We start from the raw sequence: 21,199 nt of genomic DNA on the forward strand, positions 1-21,199 counted from the left end.
TGCTAGCGACCCCCGCTTTCATTATTATTTCAGTGACGCTTCGTATTCTTTGTACTCGTCGTCTGTCGCTGGGACTTTAACGTCGCCATCGATGATTTGTTTTTTGTACTCTTCGACTTTGTCGAGCGCTTCTTTCGAAACGTTGTCTTTTGAAGGTGCGATATCAACACCGCCGTCTTTCAGACCAAACTCAACGACTTTACCTGCAGGGAAGTTGCCGTCTTTCGTATCTTTAGCGACTTGTTCAACTGCTGTATCAACACGTTTAACCATTGACGTCAATGTGACGTTCTCAGGCATACCTTCTTCGACTTGGTCACGGTCTACACCGATAACCCAAACATCTTCACCGTTTTTCTTACGGTTTTTCGCTTCTGTGAATACCCCTTGTCCTGTACCACCAGCTGCATGATAGATGACGTCGACTTTTTTACCGTACATACCTGAAGCGATTGCTTGTCCTTTTTCAGCAGCATTAAAGTCTTCTGCATATTGAACTTCGATGTCAGCATCAGGGTTGACTGCTTTAACACCTGCTTTGAATCCACTTTCGAACTTCTTGATCAAGTCAGAGTTAACGCCGCCGACGAATCCGACTTTATCTGATTTCGTTGTCAAACCAGCAACGACACCAACGAGGAACGATCCTTCATTTTCTTTGAAGACGATTGACGCTACGTTTGGCTTGTCAACGACCATATCGACGAGTGCGAAGTTGCTCTTTTTGAATTGATCCGCTACTTTACCGATATCTTCCCCCATCAAGAACCCGATACCGAGGATCAAGTCATATTTAGCACGAGCTAATTGCTGAAGGTTTGGTTGGTAATCCGATTGTTTTGCAGATTGAAGATATTTGTAACCAGTACCTTCTTTTAAGTCGTTGTCTTTTCCGAACTTTTGGATACCTTCCCAAGCAGATTGGTTGAATGATTTATCATCAACACCGCCTGTATCTGTAACCATACCTACTTTAAAGCCGTCTGATTTGCTGCCGCTACCTGAATCTTTTGAATCGTCGTTGCCACCACATGCTGCAAGGACCGAACTCATTGCTAAACCTGTTGCTGCTAATGCGAGAAGTGACTTCTTTTTCATCTGGAAAATCCCCTTTCGAATATGGTCATACAAAGTTCAAGACTACGTCTAGCACCCGAGGCTGGCGATGAGGAGCGTTACGTAGGTTATGACGGAAAGCGCTTTCAGTATTCATCCTAAAACAATGGCTCACACACGTTTACGGATGACGTGGAAATCAAACTTATCTGCTCGGAAATAGTTCGCTGAAAAAAGAACGGAACGGTCGAGCTCATCATAATGCGTTTGACGCAACGCGAGCAAAGGTTGGTCCGTATGTAATTGTTCAGCGATTTTCGGATCAATACGTGGCTCGATGTGCGTCACGGCATGCGTGACACGTCGTCCAAGTTCTTTTTCTAAAGCATCAAATAATGATGTCGAAGAGGTGAACTGCTCTTCATTTTTAATATAATGGCTTGGAATCTTATCGATACAATAGACGACAGGAACATCCCCTGCGAGTCGGATTCGTTCGATTCGATAAACCAATTCATCCGGACCAAGTTGAAAACGCTCTCGGTCGCGCTCAGTCGGTTGGACCATCTCGGATGATAACACTTCTGATGTCGGAACCATACCTGCTCGCGCAATCATTTCTGTTACGCTGTACAATTCTTCGATTCCAGAAGTAAACGGTGGTCTTGCATTGATAAACGTACCGACACCGTGTTTACGGATGACGATGTTCTCATCTTCAAGAATTCGTAAAGCCTCTCGAAGAGTAGCTCGACTGACGCCAAGTTGCTTTGAAAGTTCAAACTCTGAAGGGAGCTTCTCGCCTTCCTTGTAAACGCCGTCATCGATGTCAGACTTGATCTTTTCAATCACACGTAAATAAAGCAAACGATGATCTAATTTAATCGACATGACGCATCTCCATCCTCTATCTAGTTGTAACCAGTGCTCAGACTTCTGACGTATGAGAACTCCAGCCAAGATAAGTATATGACGCCCAACACAATCCTGCAATCATTTTGTAACAGGTTAGAAGTCTGACTTCTGGCGCTTTTGTAACCCTTTTCATAACGCAATCAATAATGGAAGAAAATAGGGCATTCTACCTAAGAATGCCCCTTCTTTTTTCAACGCTTATTGCTCAGGTACTTCGATTTTTCCAGAAACGACATCTGTTTTTGCTTTCTCAAGCGCAGTCAACGTCTTCTTCGAAATCTTTTCAGATGGTACGATATCAACGCCATCTTCTTTCAGACCATAACGAATCGTTTTGCCGCCCTCGAGTTTACCGTCCTTCGCTGCGTTTGCTGTATCTTCGACTGCACGGTCGACACGTTTGATGACAGAAGTTAATGTAACATCTTCCGGCATACCCTCTTCTTTTTGGTCTCGGTCGACACCGATGACTGAGACGTTTTCACCGTTTTTCTTACGGTTCTTCGCCTCTGTGAAGACACCGTTTCCTGTACCACCTGCTGCTGGGAAGATGATATCTGCGCCTTTACCATACATTCCAGCTGCGATCGCTTGACCTTTTTCTGGAGCTGCGAAGTCTTCCGCATATTGGACATCGATTTTAATCTTCGGATTGACGGACTTAGCACCTGCTTCGAAACCGGCACGGAAACGCTCGATGACGTCCATCTTCATCCCACCAACGAAACCGATATGATTTTTTTTCGTCTCCATTGCAGCAACGATCCCTGCAAGATACGCTCCTTCATTTTCCTTGAATGTGATCGACGTGACGTTTTTTCCTTCAACGACGTTATCGATGATTGCGAATTGTGTGTCTTTGAATTGATCAGCAACTGTTTTGATATCCTCATTGAACGTGTTCCCGATTCCGAAAACTAAATCTTCTCCCCCACGAGCAAGACGTGATAGATTCGGCTGATAATCTTGTTGCGATTTAGATTGTAGATAAGAGAACCCTTCATTCTTTTGAAGTTTGTTGTCTTTACCGTACGCTTGCAGACCTTCCCAAGCGGATTGGTTGAACGATTTATCATCGATCCCACCCTTATCGGCTACCATCGCAACAGAGAATTGATCTTTTTGATCGGCTTTCTCACCTGAACCACCACAAGCAGCAAGACCAACTGTCGCTACTGACATCATCGATACGATTACCTGTTTCTTCTTCATTTCATCCATCTCCTCTGCAATTATGAGAGCGCTTTCATTATCTATTTGTGAAAAAGCCGCTCCCAGCCCTCGTGTTGAAGGTCGGTCACTCATATGACTGAGTATGCCAAAAACACTACTGAAAATCAACAGACGTCTGACAACTATTTTCATGAAAGCGATTTTATTTTTGATGCCTTCATTAATTTTTCCAGTCATTTCTATTTTTACAAAATCATCATGTCTTTTTTTCATGTGCCTTTTCTTTTTTCGAGATACCGAGTCTTCTCTATACATTTTTCTAGAAAAGAAAAGGAAGCCTTGGAATATTCCACGACTTCCTTTCTACTCGATTAACGTCCCATGACGCGGCGTGGTTTAGATCCTTCAGATGGACCAATCAGACCGTTTTCTTCTAACGCATCAATAAGACGGGCAGCTCGGTTGTAACCGATGCGGTACTTTCGTTGAATCATCGACGTTGATGCCGTCTCTTGTGTCAGAATGAACTGAACGACCTCATCGTATAGTGGATCGTCGACCTCTGTTTCGCCCTCTGGTACATCTTTTGGAATCATCGCTTCAACATACTGTGCCTTTTGCTGACTGATGACATGATTGACGACCTTCTCGACTTCTTCGTCCGATAAAAAGGCTCCTTGTACGCGGACCGGTTTGTTCATGCCGTTACCAAGTAACAACATATCTCCTCGTCCGAGCAATTTATCAGCGCCTCCCGTATCAAGAATCGTCCGCGAGTCAGTCGCACTCGATACACTGAATGCGATCCGCGACGGGATATTCGCCTTGATGACACCGGTGATGATGTCAACACTCGGACGCTGCGTCGCAATGACCATATGAATTCCTGCTGCTCGCGCCATTTGTGCAAGTCGCATGATCGCATCTTCGACTTCGTTTGACGCGACCATCATCAAGTCAGCTAACTCATCGACGATGACAACGATGTACGGTAATCGTTGATGCACTTTCTCCTCTGCGTTCATCTTATCAATGAGTGCATTGTAGCCTTCGATGTTGCGCGCTCCGTTTTGACTGAAGATCTCATAACGGCGTTCCATTTCCGAGACAACCTGTTTTAATGCCTGTGCCGCTTTTTTAGGATCGGTGACGACGGGCGCTAAGAGGTGCGGAATGCCGTTGTAGACGTTCAATTCGACCATTTTCGGGTCAATCATCATCAAGCGGACTTCATCCGGTCGTGCCCGCATCAATATCGAGACAATCATCCCATTGATACAGACCGATTTACCGGAACCCGTCGAACCGGCAACTAAGACGTGTGGCATCTTATTCAACTTCGCTGTCACCGTCTCACCAGAAATGCTTCGTCCGAGTGCGACGAGCAAACGATCGCTGTCCGATTGGACGCTCTCCGCTCCTAGTACTTCTCGAAGTGATACCATGGCCACTTCACGGTTCGGCACCTCGATTCCAACAGCCGCTTTACCCGGAATCGGTGCTTCGATCCGGATATCTTTTGCGGCTAACGCTAGCGCTAAGTCATCGGCGAGTCCCGTGATTCGACTAAGCTTGATTCCTTGTTTTGGTTCAATCTCGTACTTCGTGACACTAGGTCCGAGATGAATCTTTAAAACTTTTGCTCCGATCCCGAACGACTTTAAGGTCGCGATTAATTTCGTCGCATTGTCCTTCAATCGTTTGTTCTCACCGGACAAGTCTTTTGATGTTGGTTCTGCTAACAAATCAAGCGACGGCAATTGATAACCGTCGGGTGTCTCTGTCATCGTCAACGGTCCTTGTGTCTCCGCTGCTTGCGGTTCAACATGATCCGTGAAACCGATGATCGGAACGTCTTGAATGTTGACTGAAGGATCTTCTGCTTCTTGTTCCGTTTCGATGGGTTCCTCGATAGTTGCTGGTCGCAATGTCTTCGTTTTTTTCTCACGAACCGGTTTCGCTTTCAACTCTTTTTCGACACGAGGACGTGGTGTCCGTTCACGATTGCGAAACTCTTCTGCACGTTCTCGGAGCCCAAGCCACAGCTCTCCATAAAACGATGGGTTTAGTATATGAACGGCCGTTCCGATGAAGAACAGACCAATCAAGAAGGCACCCACGCTCGAAATATAATAAGCTGCGTTTTGATAGAGCCATCCATTGAGAATACCACGTGGTGCTCCGAGCAATAGATCAATCCAGACGACTGAACCCATCAGTAACATCGACCATGCCCATTTTTGAGCACGCGACGCATTCGAGAGGAGTAAAAGTAGCACAGCACCGATTCCACCATATAATAAGGAACCGAACTGACCAATTAACCGCTCTCCTCCATCGGCTAGCGTCAGTCCGACTTTCCCGAACTCCCCGAAAGCGAGAACGAAAGCTAATAATGAGACGATTGCGATGATGGTCGCATATGTACGATACGCAATCGGCTGACGTTGTTTCTTCGCTGCCGGTCGTTTCCGTGGCGGCGTTTTTTTTCGTACAGGTTTTCGTTTCGTCGTCGCCATACGTCATCCCTCCTGATAAAAAAACGGCTCAGTGGACCAGGTATTGGTCAATCTGAGCCGCTCGTTTGTTAAATCTCCATGATGATTGGAAGAATCATCGGGCGGCGTTTCGTCTGTTCATAGAGATAAGCACTCAGTTTATCTCGAATCAACGACTTCATCTCCGTCCAATCCAATTCTCCGTTTAATTTACCTTGTAGTTGTTTCGCAACGATTCGGTTTGCTTCGTTGATCATATCCTCTGATTCACGCATGTAGACGAATCCGCGAGAGATGATTTCTGGTCCCGATACGATCGTTTTGTTTTTCCGGCTGATCGTAATGACACAAAGGACGACACCGTCTTGCGATAACAAGCGACGATCACGAAGGACGATGTTTCCGACATCACCCACACCGATTCCGTCGATCAAGACGTTTCCAGCGTTCACTTTGCGTGACATCCGTGCTTTGCGCTTCTCGAACTCAACGACATCCCCATTCTCGATGATGAAGATGTTGTTCGCATTGACGCCAACCGTCTGTGCGAGACGACTGTGTGCCTTTTGCATCCGGAATTCTCCGTGAATCGGTAGGAAAAATTTCGGTTTGATCAAGTTGAGCATCAACTTCAGATCTTCCGCATGACCGTGACCGGATACGTGTACTTTCCGTTGGTTGTAAATGACATTCGCACCAGCACGGAACAAAAGATCGATCGTTTTCGAAACCGACTTTTCGTTACCCGGAATCGGCGAAGCCGCAACGACGACCGTATCGTTCAAGCGAATATTGACTTGCTTATGTGCGTTACGCGCCATTCGTGTCAAGGCTGCCATCGGCTCACCTTGCGATCCTGTCGTCAAGATGACGACTTGGTTGTCGTCGAGGCGGTTGATGTCAGATAGATCAATCAATGTTTTCTGTTTGAAGCGTAAGTAATTCAAACGCTGTGCCACTTCGACGTTATTGACCATGCTACGACCAACGACCGCTACTTTTCGATTGTTCGCTTCTGCTGCCGCAAACACTTGTTGTAGACGATGAATGTTCGAAGCAAATGAAGCGACGATGACACGTCCTGGTGCCTCATAGATGACGTCGTTCAGTTCAGAACCGACGATCGATTCTGATCCAGACATCCCTGGTCGCTCTGCATTCGTTGAGTCAGACAGTAAGCAAAGTACTCCCCGTTGACCAATTGCTGCAATCTTTCCGAAATCCGCCTGTTTTCCATCGACTGGTGTGTAATCGAACTTGAAATCCCCTGTATGGACGATTGCACCTTGAGATGTTTGAATACAAACCCCGACTGCATCCGGAATCGAGTGGTTGACCCGGAAGAACGTAATAAAATGACCTGCAACGGTTAATTTCGTCTTGGCATCAATTGGACGAAGATCTGCCTTTTTCAATAAACCGGCTTCTTTTAATTTGTGTTCAATCAAACCGAGCGTCAAACGCGTTCCGTAAACCGGTACTTTTAAGTCACGCAAGACGTAACTGAGTGCCCCGATATGATCCTCGTGACCATGGGTAATGAAAATCCCTTGAATCCGCTCTTTGTTTTCTTTTAAATAACTGATGTCTGGAATGACTTTATCGATTCCAAGCATCTCGTCTCCTGGGAACATTAATCCGGCATCGATGACGAAGATGTCCTCGTCGAGTTCGACGACGTACATGTTCTTCCCGATCTCACCGGCGCCACCAAGAGCAAAGACGCTTACTTTTTCCGTCTTCTTCTTTGACACAACATGACCTCCTATAATTCATATTCACTTTTCGTGAGCCGTCCACTTATCACTATCACTATTCTAGCCGAATTTTCACAATCTGCCAACAATCGGACTAGGAAATCTAAAAAAAACGTCATTCCTGCCACATTACTCCAGGAATGACGTTGATCACGTATTCAACAAATCTTCGACTTCTTCCGTTCGTTTCGCTTTTTCCGAACGGCTTGGACGTTCACCAGCCTTCAGTTCGTCGAGCGAATACCCGAACGTCATCTCAAAATGAGGATAGTCGACGAATCGTTTCCAATCGCCTCCCCATTCGAAACCGAGCGCTTTTCCGATATCCGCGACTTCACGCCAATCACTTTTCCCTGACCGATTCCCATCATACTCAAGATCATATGAAATCTCTCCATTCACGAGCTGAACGAAATCGACAGCGAGTCCATAATTGTGCATTGATTCACCACCACGTGCATTCGTGACGACTTCCCCTGCCTTAGAACGTCCTTGTTCATAAAGCGCGTTCTGTTGCTGAATCGAGCGGTATCCTTGCGTAATCTTGATATCGATATTGTAGCACGAATGCGCAACACGGATCAGATCCTTTGCCCCTGTCTCGACAGCAGGGTGGAGACGCTTCAGGTTCGTCTCGCTTGCATTAATTAAGCGATCTTCCCCCGCTACATCTCGTGGACAACTATCAATCCCGAGCTCCGGTTGATCCATTAAAATCGTCGGCATCCGATTCATGGATGCCGCAAGAAACAATCCAATCGCAAACATCGTCAATAAAAATACGATCCAACCGAAGATTGTTCCCCGTTTCATCAGCGGCGAAGCTTCTTCCGAAGTTTTTGTAGAATCGGCAACCCAGTCTCAAGCAACAGATAGAGCGGACGATTGAGTACATAATCGAACTCACCGATTTTTTCAATCATCCGGCTACCCCAACCAGATTTAAAGGCATAGAGTCCCGCGTAATGATCATCCGGGTCTGTCGAACCACTGACTCCACCGAAGTCATAGGAGAGCGCACCATGTTCTTTCGCATATTGCATCATCGTCCACTGCATCAAGTGGTTCGGCATGAATTCCCGGTACTCGTTCGATGAAGCGCCGTATAAGTAATACGAGCGACGACCAGCAAGCGTCAAAAGACCACCAGACAGGATGACACCGTTTGGATGTTTGGCAGCAATCGTCATCAGTTCCGTCTTCGACTTCTCGGCTTTTTCGATTTGTGCTGTCGTCTGCTCCAAGCGATTGTTTAAGCTCTTTAACTTTTTCTCAGCCGTCTCTTTCTCAAGCTGACGATGAATCTTCGAGAGTTCCTTATCGGCTTGAAGTAATAAAGCTTCTGTATTCTCAAGCGCACGTACGACATCGAGTTTCGTCAAAAACAAGACCGCATCACCTTTTGGATGGAGATGATCGTACAGATTCTCGAAATAATCCAGACCGCGGATCGAGAAACCATCCCGTTCGCCCGTCTCGACCATCAGTTTCGCAAATGTCTTTAGCCCTTCACGATCCGCTTGTTCGCATACGATACCTTTGCGTTCAGCAAGGCGGACGTTGTAGCGGAACTTCGAATGGAAACCGTCGAAGATCTCTTTTTCTGTCCCTACAAGACTCGTCTCCATCGTAAAGCGTGGCTGCGCGTAGTCAAAACCGCCACCGAAGCCATTATGTTTAAAGCCAAGTCCTTGCATCTCCTGCAACAGACCAGGATATTCTTCCCGCTCGACGTTTGGATCAAATTTAATCGCAATTGCCTTCTGTTGTTTTGCGACACGAATCGCTTCGTCACGAAGGGCGCGAAGTGCGTCCGTATCCGTATAATCGACGACGAAACCGCGCGGTGCATAACAAAGCGTGAACGGTAGCTTCGGTACTTTCTTGAACAAAAGAAGACCAACTCCGGCAATCTCACCGGAAGCCGTTCCGACCGCGATCCGTTCATGTGTCCATCCTGTCGCGCTTTTGACTTCTCCCCATGCTGGAAGCTGGAGTAAGTCGCCTTTGGGATGTGTTTTTACGAATGTTTCAAATTGATCTATGGTTACAACGATTGGTTGATAAGTCACTTCTGTTCCTCCATTTGCCGTATCATCTCTTTGACGATGATTTCCTCATCGAGCGGGAATTTCTCATCCCCAATGATTTGATATTTTTCATGGCCCTTACCGGCTAAGATGACGATATTATCTGGTCGTGCGAGTCGTGCTGCGTAACGCACAGCCTCTTCCCGATCACCGATTTCAACGAACTGATCGTGGGTCATCCCTTTGGCGATGCCGGATGTAATCGACTCATATGCTTCATATCGTGGATCATCCGTTGTGATGACAACGGTTCCTGCGTACGTCGAAGCGAGTTCGCCCATCTTTGGTCGTTTCGTCACATCGCGATTTCCACCTGTCCCGATCAGGAAGACGATCTTTTCCTTCGGTACGTCAACGAGTGCTTTCAGACACTGTTCGATGCCGTCAGGCGTATGCGCATAGTCGACATACACGTTATATCCTTCAATCGGCAAGCGTTGCATCCGACCTTTTGCCGGACGGATTGCTGAAATCGCGCCTGCAATCGTCGCTAGCTCATATCCGCAAGATAAGAGGATCCCTGTCGCAAGCAACAGATTGTAGACGTTGAAGCGACCGATGAAATTCGCCGTGACATCGACTTGTTCTTCCTTGTACAGCATCGTGAACGTCGTTTGTTGAAGCGACTGTTCAATCGCTGTTGCTCGAAGATCAGCTGCGTTGTCGATGCCGTATGTCATGACACGAGCACCTGTCATCATCTCATACAGCTCACTCGTCGGATCATCCGCATTCAAGACCGCGACTTTCTCTGTCGACAGCCGTTGACCGAGTTGTGCAAACAACAATCCTTTGGCACGCGCATAGTTTTCAAACGTTTTGTGGAAATCAAGGTGATCATGCGTCAGATTCGTAAATCCCGCAACGTCGTAATCGACACCCGTTACCCGACCAAGCTCTAATCCATGTGAAGAGACTTCCATGATGACATCTTGGACATCTTCTTCGTGCATCTGATACAGAAAGGCTTGTAACTCGGAGCTTTGTGGTGTCGTATTGCGACTTGGCACGACGCGGTCACCAATCTTGACTTCAACCGTACCGATGATGCCCGTCTTCCGACCAAGGTGCGCTAATATATCACGGACGATCGTCGTCGTCGTCGTTTTCCCATTCGTTCCCGTAATACCAATCATCCGCATCTTTTCAGAAGGATAATCATAGAATTTGCCAGCCAACTCGGCAATGGCACGTGATGTACTACGAACAAGAATGACAGGAATCGACACGTCGACCGGTTGTTCCGCAACGATCGCGACCGCTCCTTGTGCTTCCGCCTGTTTAGCATAGTCGTGTCCATCAACAGTATATCCTTTGATGGCGACGAACAATGTTCCCGGTTTAACATCCCGTGAATCGGTCGTAATGGACGTAACGTCCACTTCTACCATTCGTTCGATTTTTTGCGTCTGTATGACTTGAATCAATTCAGCTAAATTCAACGGTATTCCTTCTTTCTCGACATCGTCATTTCATATGTTTCATCTATTCCGTTCTGCTATCATGCTTCCTCTTCTTCGTCTGCCGGAAGAATATAGGCCTTTGCCGGTTCCTCCGAAAAGATGTGCTCAATCAGCCCTTCGATATCCGATGGACGAATCCGTTCGACATCCGCTAACACTTCTTCAAGTGATGGATGGCGATGTAGATGCAACTCATTTCGGGCGTTTCGATTCATGTGACTCGATGTGCCTTCGTTGCCTAGAATCAGAGAACCTTTCAGCTGTTCAATCCCATCTTCGAGTTCCTTCGTCGATAATCCATCCCGCTTCAAGCGATCGATTTCAGCAGCGAGGACCTGTTCGACCTCTTCGACCGATTCCGGAGACGTGCCGACATAGATCGTGAACGTTCCATGATCGTCAAACGTCGTGTAATAGGAAAAGACTGAATAGGCAAGACCGCGTTCCTCTCGGATGGATTGGAACAAGCGACTCGACATCGTCGCACCGAATGCATTATTGAGTAAGGCGAGGGCAGGCAAACGTGGGTCAGCAGAAGGAATCGCACGGAAATTATAACAAATATGAGCCTGCTCCGTATCCTTTTCCTTACGAATCACACCATTTTGTAACCTTGGCTCTGTCGTCTCGCGTGTCTTCGATCGTGATTCGAGAATCGACATCCGCTCTTGAATCTGCGCAATCAACTCGTCTGAGACGTTTCCGGCAACGGAAATGACGATTTGATCCGGAGCATACGCTTCTTCGAGATATCGTCCGATCATCGCACGATCAATCCGAAGCACACTCTCTTCCGTTCCAAGAATCGGTCGAGCCATGACATCTTCTCCGTAAGCCGCAACAGCTAATAACTCATGGACGAGATCATCCGGTGTGTCATCGTACATCTTGATCTCTTCAATGACGACCTTTTTCTCTTTTTCCAGTTCATCCGCGTCAAACGTCGATTCAAGGAACATGTCCGCCAATACGTGAAAGGCTTCGCCTGCATGTTCATCTAGTGTCTTGACGTAATAACACGTTTGATCCTTACTCGTGAACGCATTAATATTTCCACCAAGTCGGTCAAAGTAAACCGCAATCTCTTTTGCCGTATGGCGTTTTGTTCCTTTAAACATCATATGCTCGATGAGATGACTGATACCATGCTCCTCGATCTGTTCCGTCCGACTTCCTGCTTGAATGAAGATTCCGGTCGCGACGCTGCGTGCTTCCGGCATCCGTTCAACGATCAGTCGAACTCCGTTTTCTAATTGTATCCGTTCGATCATAGTAATTCCTCCAAATATAGGAAACAAGGTGGCTCTCGTTGCATTCTCTGCACCGTCGAGCCACCTTGGATTCATTAGTTACGACGTGGTGGACGTTGTCCGTCACGTGGTGGGCGTGAACCCTGATCCCGACGTGGCGGGCGGTTCTCACGCTCTGTCTTTTTCTTTTCTTCGTATGCAGCACGATCTTCTTCACTTAAGCCTTCGACGAGCAGGACTTTGTGTGAAGCGTTGACGCGTCCTTTGTCATCGATTTCCGTGACACGGACTTTTAGCTTATCTCCAAGTTTGACGACATCTTCCGTTTGACCGACACGGTTAAGTGCGAGTTCCGAAATGTGGACGAGTGCGTCTTTTCCTTTGAACAATTCGACGAATGCACCGAATTTCTCAACACGACGAACTGTTCCATCGAACTCTTCACCGACGACGACTTCACGGACGATATCTTCGACCAATTGACGGGCACGATCGATGCCGGCTTGATCCGTCGAAGCGATAAAGACGGTTCCGTCTTGATCGATGTCGATCTTGACGCCTGTCTCATCGATGATACCGTTGATGACTTTACCACCAGGTCCGATGACATCACGGATTTTATCTGGATTGATTTTGAGTGTGACGATTTTTGGTGCGTATTGTGACAATTCGACACGTGGTTCAGCGATGACCGTTTGCATATGCTCAAGAATGTGCAGACGACCAAGACGTGCTTGCTCGAGTGCTTCTTCGAGGATTTGACGCGTGATTCCGCCGATTTTCATATCCATTTGCAGAGCTGTGACACCTTCGTGAGTTCCAGCGACTTTGAAGTCCATATCTCCGAGATGATCTTCCATCCCTTGGATATCTGTCAAGATCGAGTAATTGTCGCCTTCCATGATCAAGCCCATCGCGATACCAGCGACAGGTGCTTTAAGTGGAACACCAGCATCCATCATGGCAAGGATCGAACCACAGATTGAAGCCTGTGATGAAGAACCGTTCGACTCAAGGACTTCTGACACGAGACGAATCGTGTACGGGAAATCGACTTCATTCGGAAGAACTGGTAAGAGTGCGCGTTCTCCAAGTGCCCCGTGACCAATTTCACGACGACCTGGTGCACGCATCGGACGTGCTTCCCCGACTGAGAATGGCGGGAAGTTATAGTGGTGCATGAAACGCTTCTCTTCCTTCAGACCCAGTCCATCGATGATTTGAGCGTCACCCGCAACACCGAGTGTCGCAACAGACAAGACTTGCGTCTGACCGCGTGTGAACAAACCTGAACCGTGTGCACGTGGTAAGAGACCGACTTCTGAATCAAGTGGACGGATCTCAGCAAGACCACGACCATCTGGACGGATTTTATCTTCTGTGATCAGACGGCGGACTTCGTCTTTGACGAACTTGTTGAGAACGCCTGATACTTCTGCTAGTTGTTCTGCTGTGACTGACTCGTCAGCTGCATACAACTCGATGTATTTTGCGATGACTTCGTTGATGGCAACGTCACGTGCTTGTTTTTCTTCGACTTGAACTGCTTGTGTGACTTCTGCCAATGCTTCTGCTTTCAGGCGATTGACGATTGTCTCATCGAAGCTTGATACCGTATATTCGAACTTCTCTTTACCGACTTGTGCGACGATCCCCTCTTGGAAAGCGATCATTTCCTTGATGACATCGTGTCCAAGCAAGATCGCTTCAAGCATTGCTTGTTCCGATACTTCCTTCGCACCTGCTTCGACCATGTTGACGGCATGTTTTGTTCCGGCAACTTGAAGGTCGATATCGCTGACTTCCATTTGCGCTGAAGTCGGGTTCACGACGAACTCTCCGTCGACGCGACCGATCGTCACGCCTGCGATTGGACCATCGAATGGAATATCCGAGATCGAAAGGGCAATCGAAGCCCCGATCATCGCAGCGACTTCTGGTGAATTATCAGCATCTGACGAAAGGACCGTCGTCGCGACTTGTACGTCGTGACGGAAACCGTCCGGGAATAATGGACGGATCGGACGGTCGATCAGACGCGAAGTCAAGATCGCGCTCTCTCCAGGGCGTCCTTCACGTTTAAGGAATCCACCTGGGATTTTCCCTGCCGCATATAATTTTTCTTCATAGTTCACTGTTAATGGGAAGAAATCTAAGTCCTTCGGTTGTTTTGATGCAACGACCGTAGCAAGAACGGCTGTATCGCCGTAGCGAATCAATGCTGCTCCGTTCGCTTGTTTTGCTAATTGACCGATTTCAATCGTTAATGGACGTCCACCGAGTTCGGTCGAAAACGTCTGTTTTGTTTGTGACATGCACAAATCTCCTCTCACTGCTATCCGTTTTTTCATTCAAATCTAATTATGTAGGTTCTTGCGCAAAAAGTCCATGAATCGGCAAAAAAAAGAAACAGGAGACGATGCTCCTGCTTCCCTACCTCGTTCTCGTCGGGATTAGCGACGGAGACCAAGACGCTCGATCAACGAACGGTAACGTGCAACATCCTTGTTACGAAGGTATGTGAGCAAGTTACGGCGACGACCGACCATTTTCAAGAGACCACGACGTGAGTGGTGATCCTTTTTGTGTGTACGTAAGTGATCGTTCAAAGTTGTGATCTGTTCAGTTAAAACAGCAACTTGTACTTCCGGCGAACCAGTATCGCCTTGTTTCGTAGCATATGCTTCGATGATTTCGTTTTTACGTTCTTTTGTGAGTGCCATTGTCACTCCACCTCCATCTTATGAATGACCGTATTCCCGAGCATCGGATGGTGAGACCAGATGCCAAGTGAATCGGCTGTACGTAATCGTACTGACCTATCATAACGAACCCTGTCCGTACTGTCAAACGCTTAATCGTGTATTTGCCTCTTCGCGGTCTCGTGTCAACTGTTCTTTCAATTGATCGATACCATTGAAGGCTTTTTCATCGCGTAAATAAGCAATCCATTCAAGCGTCAATTCTTGACCATAAAGATCCTCATCAAAGTCAAGAAGATGTGTCTCAATACTGACGTCTCCCGTCTCATAAAACGTCGGGCGTCTGCCGACGTTCGTCATCGCTTTGAATCGACGACCGTCCGCTAAGCGAACGAATGTCGCATACACACCAAGTTTCGGTATGACGTAGGCGAATTCTGGGCGCATGTTGGCTGTCGGGAAGCCAATTTGTCGACCGCGTGCGTCACCGTGAATGATCGTGCCTTTGATTTGGTAGGGTTCTCCAAGCAAACGTGCAGCCGGTTCGACTTCTCCTGCAGCAAGTAAACGACGAATCCGGGTTGAGCTGATTTTTTCTGCTTCTTCTTGGAACTCTGCTACAACGGTGTGCGTGAACGTGCCACGACTATGAAAATCAAGCGTCGTCATTTTGCCAGCTCCGAAGCGACCATAGGAATAATCAAATCCAGCGACGACATGCTCTGCACCGGACGCAATCAGATATTCATCGACGAAAGCTTGCGGTGACAATTCCGAGAAAGGAATCGTGAACTCAATGACGTAAACACGATCGACACCAAGGCGTTCGATTTTCTCTAATTTACGTTCAAGCGGCGTGATGTAGCGGACCGGTTCATCCCCTTTACCAAGTACTTGTTTCGGATGTGGATCAAAGGTCATGACAGCCAAAGGCAGGCGACGAGCCTCCGCTTCTTTCCGTGCTGCTGCGATGACTTGCTGATGTCCGAGATGTACACCGTCAAAAAAGCCAAGTGCGATGACAGCAGGGGCTTTTTGAGGCTGTTCCGGATATGTCAAATGTATGATGTCCATGATGCTCTCTCCGATCTTAATCGATTTGTAGCATGACCTCGACGCGTGCTACCTGTTCTTCTGGAAGACGTCGATATAGCGCTAAAGGTACGTCCTCTTCATTATAGACAGTAAACAGCTCGAATTCGACTGGAATGCTTGTCAGCTTTGCTCCGTTCAAGACACGTTGCGCTGTTGCTGCATCAACCGTCAATCGTGGCCATTTTTGGATGACGTGTTCGATCGGAAGGACGTGTTGCATCCGCTCTTCGACTGTCTCATACGATTCGAGTGTCTCGAGTGTGACGGTGTCCGTCTCAGCAATCGCACCAGAACCTGTCCGGCGTAAGTCGCTCATGTGTGCCGCATAACCGAGTCGTTCTCCGATTTCGACTGCTAGTGTCCGGATATAGGTCCCTTTTCCACATGCGATATCAAGGCGGAAGCGACAAAGACCATCTTCGAACACAAGGTCCGATGTCCGTTCCAATCGATCGATACGGACGATCCGTGTCGGTCGCTCGACTTCAATCCCTTTTCGTGCATATTCGTATAGTTTCTTCCCGTTCACTTTGACTGCTGAATAATACGGTGGCGTCTGTTCGATCTCTCCTGTCAAGGCGCTCAGAATATCAGCGATCGCCTCTTCAGTAATACTTTCGGGTTCGACCGGTGTTTCACGAACGATCTCTCCGTGTGCATCTTCTGTCGTCGTTGCAAAACCGATCGTCACTTCCGCCGCGTAACGTTTTCCTTCATCCGTGATGAAACGGGCAAGTTTCGTCGCTCGACCGAGACAAATCGGTAAGACACCTGTTACTTCTGGGTCAAGCGTCCCTGTATGTCCGACTTTTTTCGTCTGAAACAAGCGACGTAGACGAAAGACACAATCATGACTCGTCATGCCGGCTGGTTTATCTAGTGGTAATACTCCGATGGGTTCCACGTGATGTCCTCCTTGAAAAAAGGCAACCACACGCGTGGTTGCCTTAGGTGTTAATCTTTGTTCAAATTCCGAAGCAACTCATCAATGCGTGATCCGTATTCGACAGAAGAATCGACCTCGAACAATAGTTCAGGTGTTTTCCGCAGACGAATCCGCGATCCGATTTCCTTACGCATGAAGCCTTTTGATTTTTCAAGACCGATGCGCGCATCCTCACGTGCTTTTTCGTCACCGAGGACTGAATAGAAGATCGTCGCTTGTTGCAAGTCTCCTGTCACTTCGACACCTGTGACGGTAATCGGCTTGACGCGTGGATCCTTGACATCCTTGATGAGCAGTTGCGTAATTTCCTTACGCACCTGTTCGGCGACACGATTCGAGCGTAAACTCATGTTTGTTCCCTCCAGTTCGGAAGAATGGATTCCGTTCTGTTACTTCCGTTTGACTTCTTCCATGATGAACGCTTCGATGACATCATCGACTTTTACGTCATCATAACGTTCGATCTTAATACCACACTCGTAACCAGCAGCGACTTCCTTGACATCATCTTTAAAGCGGCGAAGTGTATCGAGTTTTCCTTCGTAAATGACGATGCTGTCACGAACGACACGGACACCTGCATCACGCGTTAACTTACCTTCCGTGACATATCCACCTGCGATCGTACCGACTTTCGATACTTTGATGACATCGCGGACTTCAGCTTGACCGATGATTTTCTCGACGAATTCAGGATCAAGGAGACCTTTCATCGCTTGCTCGATTTCTTCAATCGCGTTATAGATGATCCGGTGAAGACGAATTTCAACCTTCTCCTGATCTGCCATTGATTTCGCGTTACCATCCGGACGAACGTTGAATCCGATGATGATTGCATTTGCTGCTGAGGCGAGGATGACGTCACCTTCCGTGATCGCACCAACACCTGAGTGTACGATGTTAATTTTAACACCTTCGACATCAATTTTCTTCAATGAACCGGCTAAGGCTTCAACTGAACCTTGGACATCACCTTTGATGATGATGTTGAGGTCCTTGACTTCGCCTTCTTTGATGCGGTCGAAGAGATCTTCTAAGCTAACTTTCGCTGAATCGCGACGTTGTGCTTCGATTTCACGTTGGTAACGTGCTTCACCGATTTGGCGTGCTTTTTTCTCATCTTCGAATGCGAAGAATTGATCGCCCGCTTTCGGAACATCATTTAAACCTGTGATTTCGATTGGCGTCGATGGTCCAACTTCTTTGACACGACGACCGATATCGTTGACCATTGCCCGGATACGACCGAACGTGTGACCGACGACGATCGGGTCACCGACACGAAGTGTTCCGTGTTGAACGAGAAGGGTAGCGACTGGACCGCGTCCTTTATCGAGTTTCGCCTCGATGACTGTTCCGCGACCGTTCATGTCTGGTGTTGATTTGTATTCTTGAACTTCTGAAACGAGAAGGATCATCTCGAGCAATTCGTCGATACCGTCTCCTTTAAGAGCTGAAACCGGTACGAAGATCGTATCGCCGCCCCAGTCTTCTGCAACGAGTTCGAACTCTGTCAATTCTTGTTTGACACGGTCAGGGTTTGCGCCTTCTTTATCCATCTTGTTGACCGCGACGATGATCGGAACGCCAGCTGCTTTCGCGTGGCTGATCGCTTCTTCCGTCTGCGGCATGACACCGTCATCGGCTGCAACGACGATGATCGCGATATCCGTGACATCTGCTCCACGTGCACGCATCGTTGTGAACGCCGCGTGACCTGGTGTATCGAGGAACGTGATCTTCTTGCCGTCGATCTCAACTTGGTAAGCACCGATGTGCTGCGTGATCCCGCCGGCTTCGCCTGCAGTGACCTTCGTGTTACGGATCGAGTCGAGCAATGTCGTTTTACCGTGGTCGACGTGTCCCATGATCGTAACGACCGGTGGACGCTCAGACAATTCGTACTGGTCAAGGTTCAATTCGTATTGATCAAAGTCCGTCTCATCGACTTGGACTGTCTTTTCGACTTCAAAACCAAACTCTGTCGCGAGCAGTTCGACTGTCTCGTCATCAAGATCTTGGTTGATCGTCGCCATGACACCGAGACCCATCAATTTCATGATCAGTTCATTCGGTTTTTTCGCCATTTTTTCAGCGAGTTCACCGACTGTCAAGTTGTCAGAGTATTGAACGACATTTGCCATCGCCTCTTCTTGCGCCCGGCGAGCTGCTTTCCGTTGACTCGACTTCGAGTTCGGATCCGCAACTTCAAGTTTGCGTGGTTCTGCTTTCTTTTGGTTCGGACGACGTTTGCCGCCACGGTTGTTACGGTTGCCGAATTCTGGGCGTCCGCCTTTGCTGTTACGTGATTGGTTACCTGCTGGTTTGTTTGTACTTCCTGGTCGGTTCGGTTTATTATCTGATTTCACTTGTTTTGGAGCCTCCGTCTTTTGAGCCCGATATTTTTCGGGATTAAATACTTGATCGAGTTGCTGTACTGTCTGTTCATCTAATACTGCCATATGATTCTTGACTGGTTTCTCCAGCTTTTCGAGCTGGGTGATGACCTGCTTACTTGTTACGTTTTGTTCCTTGGCGAATTCGTATACACGTTTACCCAAAGGATCCACCTCCAATTAGTCGTTCGAGAGGAGTTCAGTTAGCTTTTTCGCAAATCCGGCTTCATTGACTGACACGACAACACGCGCATCCTTTCCTAATGCTTGACCGAGAATCGTCCGGTCGGCGACTTCTAGGTAAGGAACTTGATAACTCGTACATTTATCTGTGACTTTCTTACGCGTGGCAGCCCCCGCATCTGCTGCTAAAAGAACAAGCTTCGCTTGTCCTCCTCGTACTTCTTTCAGTACGAGTTCTTCTCCCGTCGTCACTTTTCTAGCTCGATTCGCGAGACCGAGAAGGGATTCCCATTTACTCATTTGTACCTCCCGCGATTTCAAGCAATTCATCGTATAAGGCATCTGTCGTCTTGACCTTCAAATGATGATCAAGCGTCCGTTTTTTCTTCGCCGTCGCAATGACTGCCGCATCTTTCGATAAATAGGCACCTCGCCCATTCATCTTACCATTTAAATCGATGACGACCTCTTGTTCAGGTGTCCGGACGACACGAATTAATTCTTTTTTCGGTTTCATTTCTTGTGTGATGACACACTTACGTAATGGTACCTTTTTTTGCACGAATTATTCCTCGCCTTCGACTTGGACCGCTTCTACTGCCGGCTCTTCCGTCGCGAAGACATCTTCGAGATCCATTGCTTCCGCTTCAGACTCGCTCTTGATGTCGATTTTCCATCCTGTCAATTTCGCTGCGAGACGCGCGTTTTGACCACGTTTCCCGATTGCAAGCGACAATTGGAAATCTGGAACGACGACGATTGTCGCTTTCGCTGGTTCGTTCACATAGACCGCAACGACTTGAGCTGGGCTGAGTGCGTTCGCGACATATTCTTTCGGATCATCCGAGTAACGGACGATATCGATTTTTTCCCCGTTTAAATCATTGACGATGCGTTGAACACGCGCCCCTTTTTGTCCGACACATGCACCGACTGGATCGATGTCATCCGCCGCGACTGCGATTTTCGAACGGTCGCCCGCTTCACGCGCCACAGACTTGACTTCGACTTCGCCACTTGAAATCTCTGGTACTTCGATTTCAAAGAGACGTTTTAAGAGACCTGGATGTGTCCGTGATACAAGAATCGATGCCCCTGATCCTTTGACCATTGGATCAACTTTCGTGACGTACACCTTGATGCGATCACGAATCCCGAAACGCTCGTTCGGCATTTGCTCGTGTGTCGTCAAGACAGCTTCGATACCTTCTAGGTTGACGTACAAGTTGCGTGCATCTTGACGCTCGACGATACCTGTCATGATCTCATCTTCACGATCCGCGAAGTGATTGTAGATGCGTTCGCGTTCTGCTTCACGCATTTTTTGTGTGACGATCTGTTTCGCTGTTTGTGCTGCAACACGACCGAAGTCGCCTGGCGTCACTTCGACTTTATGGAAATCGCCGAGTTCATATGTCGGATCGATCTCGTGCGCTTCTTCAAGCGAAAGTTGCTCTTCTGGTTGTGTCAATCGTTCGACGACTTCCTTAAGCGCGAAGACACGGATGTCTCCTGTCTGCTGGTCGAATTCGACCTTTACAGCCTCCGATTCTTTTCCGAAGTTGCGTCGGTACGCTGAAATCAATGCCTGTTCGAGCGCATCGATGATGATGTTCTTGTCAATTTCCTTCTCTTTCGCGATTTGATTGATCGCCTCGAGTAACTGTGGTCCCAT

18 protein-coding genes are annotated in these 21,199 nt (G+C 47.8%); all 18 read right to left on the bottom strand.

Features of this window, described 5'->3' with window-relative positions; all coding sequences use genetic code 11:
- Nucleotides 1–24: 24 nt before the first annotated feature.
- The 18 genes from EXW93_RS09800 to nusA all read right to left on the bottom strand — a co-directional run bounded on the left by EXW93_RS09800 (nt 25) and on the right by nusA (nt 21,199).
- The gene (locus tag EXW93_RS09800; protein WP_055968621.1) at nt 25–1,098 is read right to left on the bottom strand and encodes a BMP family lipoprotein; all 1,074 of its coding nucleotides are present in this window, start codon (nt 1,096–1,098) and stop codon (nt 25–27) included.
- Nucleotides 1,099–1,227: 129 nt separating this feature from the next.
- Nucleotides 1,228–1,947 (bottom strand): GntR family transcriptional regulator, encoded by a 720-nt coding sequence (locus tag EXW93_RS09805; protein ID WP_023468666.1) that lies wholly within the window; start codon nt 1,945–1,947, stop codon nt 1,228–1,230.
- A 222-nt stretch (nt 1,948–2,169) separates the two neighbouring features.
- Entirely contained in the window at nt 2,170–3,183 is a 1,014-nt protein-coding gene (locus EXW93_RS09810; RefSeq protein WP_055968623.1) for a BMP family lipoprotein, read from the bottom strand.
- Nucleotides 3,184–3,515: 332 nt separating this feature from the next.
- On the bottom strand, nt 3,516–5,663 hold the full coding sequence (locus EXW93_RS09815; protein WP_174316413.1) for a DNA translocase FtsK: 2,148 nt from the start codon (nt 5,661–5,663) through the stop codon (nt 3,516–3,518).
- 68 nt (nt 5,664–5,731) lie between these two features.
- Nucleotides 5,732–7,396, bottom strand: a complete 1,665-nt coding sequence (locus tag EXW93_RS09820) for a ribonuclease J (protein WP_023468670.1) — start codon at nt 7,394–7,396, stop codon at nt 5,732–5,734.
- A gap of 153 nt (nt 7,397–7,549) precedes the next feature.
- The gene (locus EXW93_RS09825; RefSeq protein WP_075642532.1) at nt 7,550–8,212 is read right to left on the bottom strand and encodes a M15 family metallopeptidase; all 663 of its coding nucleotides are present in this window, start codon (nt 8,210–8,212) and stop codon (nt 7,550–7,552) included.
- On the bottom strand, nt 8,212–9,471 hold the full coding sequence (locus tag EXW93_RS09830; protein WP_029342035.1) for a lipid II:glycine glycyltransferase FemX: 1,260 nt from the start codon (nt 9,469–9,471) through the stop codon (nt 8,212–8,214). Before EXW93_RS09830 ends, EXW93_RS09825 begins: the two co-directional genes overlap by 1 nt.
- Entirely contained in the window at nt 9,468–10,931 is a 1,464-nt protein-coding gene (locus EXW93_RS09835) for a UDP-N-acetylmuramoyl-L-alanyl-D-glutamate--2,6-diaminopimelate ligase (protein ID WP_023468673.1), read from the bottom strand. Before EXW93_RS09835 ends, EXW93_RS09830 begins: the two co-directional genes overlap by 4 nt.
- Nucleotides 10,932–10,990: 59 nt before the next feature.
- Entirely contained in the window at nt 10,991–12,223 is a 1,233-nt protein-coding gene (locus EXW93_RS09840; protein WP_023468674.1) for a M16 family metallopeptidase, read from the bottom strand.
- Between the two features lie 74 nt (nt 12,224–12,297).
- Nucleotides 12,298–14,517 (bottom strand): polyribonucleotide nucleotidyltransferase, encoded by a 2,220-nt coding sequence (pnp, locus tag EXW93_RS09845; protein WP_035396793.1) that lies wholly within the window; start codon nt 14,515–14,517, stop codon nt 12,298–12,300.
- 138 nt (nt 14,518–14,655) lie between these two features.
- Entirely contained in the window at nt 14,656–14,925 is a 270-nt protein-coding gene (gene rpsO, locus EXW93_RS09850) for a 30S ribosomal protein S15 (protein WP_023468676.1), read from the bottom strand.
- A 123-nt stretch (nt 14,926–15,048) separates the two neighbouring features.
- On the bottom strand, nt 15,049–15,978 hold the full coding sequence (locus tag EXW93_RS09855; RefSeq protein WP_055968627.1) for a bifunctional riboflavin kinase/FAD synthetase: 930 nt from the start codon (nt 15,976–15,978) through the stop codon (nt 15,049–15,051).
- A 16-nt stretch (nt 15,979–15,994) separates the two neighbouring features.
- Nucleotides 15,995–16,903 carry a tRNA pseudouridine(55) synthase TruB gene (gene truB, locus EXW93_RS09860; protein WP_023468678.1) on the bottom strand — a complete coding sequence of 303 codons (909 nt, stop codon included), beginning with the start codon at nt 16,901–16,903 and terminating at the stop codon, nt 15,995–15,997.
- A 50-nt stretch (nt 16,904–16,953) separates the two neighbouring features.
- Complete coding sequence (gene rbfA, locus EXW93_RS09865) at nt 16,954–17,295, bottom strand: 30S ribosome-binding factor RbfA (protein ID WP_023468679.1); 342 nt, start codon at nt 17,293–17,295, stop codon at nt 16,954–16,956.
- Between the two features lie 39 nt (nt 17,296–17,334).
- Nucleotides 17,335–19,506 carry a translation initiation factor IF-2 gene (gene infB, locus EXW93_RS09870; RefSeq protein WP_023468680.1) on the bottom strand — a complete coding sequence of 724 codons (2,172 nt, stop codon included), beginning with the start codon at nt 19,504–19,506 and terminating at the stop codon, nt 17,335–17,337.
- A gap of 15 nt (nt 19,507–19,521) precedes the next feature.
- Nucleotides 19,522–19,824 carry a YlxQ family RNA-binding protein gene (locus tag EXW93_RS09880; RefSeq protein WP_023468681.1) on the bottom strand — a complete coding sequence of 101 codons (303 nt, stop codon included), beginning with the start codon at nt 19,822–19,824 and terminating at the stop codon, nt 19,522–19,524.
- On the bottom strand, nt 19,817–20,086 hold the full coding sequence (rnpM, locus tag EXW93_RS09885; RefSeq protein WP_023468682.1) for an RNase P modulator RnpM: 270 nt from the start codon (nt 20,084–20,086) through the stop codon (nt 19,817–19,819). Before rnpM ends, EXW93_RS09880 begins: the two co-directional genes overlap by 8 nt.
- 3 nt (nt 20,087–20,089) lie before the next feature.
- Nucleotides 20,090–21,199 carry a transcription termination factor NusA gene (gene nusA, locus EXW93_RS09890; RefSeq protein WP_023468683.1) on the bottom strand — a complete coding sequence of 370 codons (1,110 nt, stop codon included), beginning with the start codon at nt 21,197–21,199 and terminating at the stop codon, nt 20,090–20,092.

The organism is Exiguobacterium sp. JMULE1 (assembly GCF_013337175.1).
Taxonomy (GTDB): domain Bacteria; phylum Bacillota; class Bacilli; order Exiguobacteriales; family Exiguobacteriaceae; genus Exiguobacterium_A; species Exiguobacterium_A indicum.